The 1276-nt window shown below is 62.8% G+C and carries 1 protein-coding gene; it reads left to right on the forward strand.

All coding sequences use genetic code 11. From position 1 onward, the window contains the following. Positions 1-15: 15 nt before the first annotated feature. Positions 16-1276 (forward strand): flagellin N-terminal helical domain-containing protein (locus tag Talka_RS12255; RefSeq protein WP_143891515.1); only part of this gene is annotated, 1261 nt, incomplete at its 3' end.

Raw genomic sequence — 1276 nt, forward strand, 5'->3', positions numbered from 1 at the left:
GCAAGGAGCACGGACATGCCACAGGTGATCAACACGAACGTGATGTCGCTGAATGCGCAGCGCAACCTCAATGGTTCGCAGGCGGCGATGGGCACGGCGCTGGCGCGGTTGTCGTCGGGCCTGCGCATCAACAGCGCCAAGGACGATGCGGCGGGCTTGGCCATTGCCGAGCGCATGACCTCGCAGATCCGGGGTCTGAACCAGGCCGCGCGCAACGCCAACGATGGCATCTCGCTGGCCCAGACGGCCGAAGGCGCCATGAACTCGGCCAGCTCCATCCTGCAGCGCATCCGCGAGCTGGCGGTGCAGTCGGCCAACGCCTCCAACAGCGCCAGCGACCGCCAGGCGCTCAACCAGGAAGTCAACCAGCTGGTGGCCGAACTCGATCGCATCGCCATCACCACCGAGTTCAACGGCCAGAAGATCCTGGACGGCAGCTTCGGCACAGCGCAGTTCCAGGTGGGCGCCAACGCCAACCAGACCATCACCGCCACGATGGCCAACATCCGCACCAACGTCTATGGTAACAACCAAATCCTCAGCACGGGGGCAGCGGCCACAGGCGCAGCTTGGGGCGCCAACGGCGTAACCAGTGGCTCGGTGATCATCAACGGCCCGGCAGGTAGCGCCTCGGTCGCGATTGCGGCCAACGAGCAGGCCGAGACCACCGCGGCCAACATCAACCTGCAAGCCAGCCAGACTGGGGTGTATGCCACCGCCTACACCGCGGCGCAGTTGACCTTTGGCGCCTCGGGCTCCTACAACCTGCTGCTGCGCTCCAACAACTCTTCCGACGTGACGGTGTCGTTTACGCTCAACGGCACCAGCGGCGCCTCCAACCTGTCTGCCGCCATCAACGCCATCAACGAAAAGTCCTCGCAGACCGGCATCGTCGCTCGTCTCAACGAAGCTGGCACCGGCATCATCCTCATCAACGAAAGCGGCAAAGATATCCGGGTTGGGGATACCGCATCCGCCAACGCCGGCCAAGTTTCGGTGACAAAAATGTATATCAATGACGAAGGCAAGTTTGTCACAGCGGGAGCTGCAGTAAACCTCGCTGCAGACACCACTGCCGACAATGCCCTGGTCAGCGGCTTTATCCAACTCAATTCGGACAAAAACTTCAGCGCCCAAGGGTCGGGCAGCACCAACGCCTTCAGCGCCACGCTGACCGGCTCGACGCTGCTGAAGGTCAGCGACATCGACATCAGCACCGTTGGCAAAGCCAACGTCGCCCTGCGCATCGTCGATTCGGCGCTGGCCTTTATCAGCG

This window comes from Tepidimonas alkaliphilus, assembly GCF_007556595.1.
GTDB classification, from domain to species: Bacteria; Pseudomonadota; Gammaproteobacteria; order Burkholderiales; family Burkholderiaceae_C; genus Tepidimonas; species Tepidimonas alkaliphila.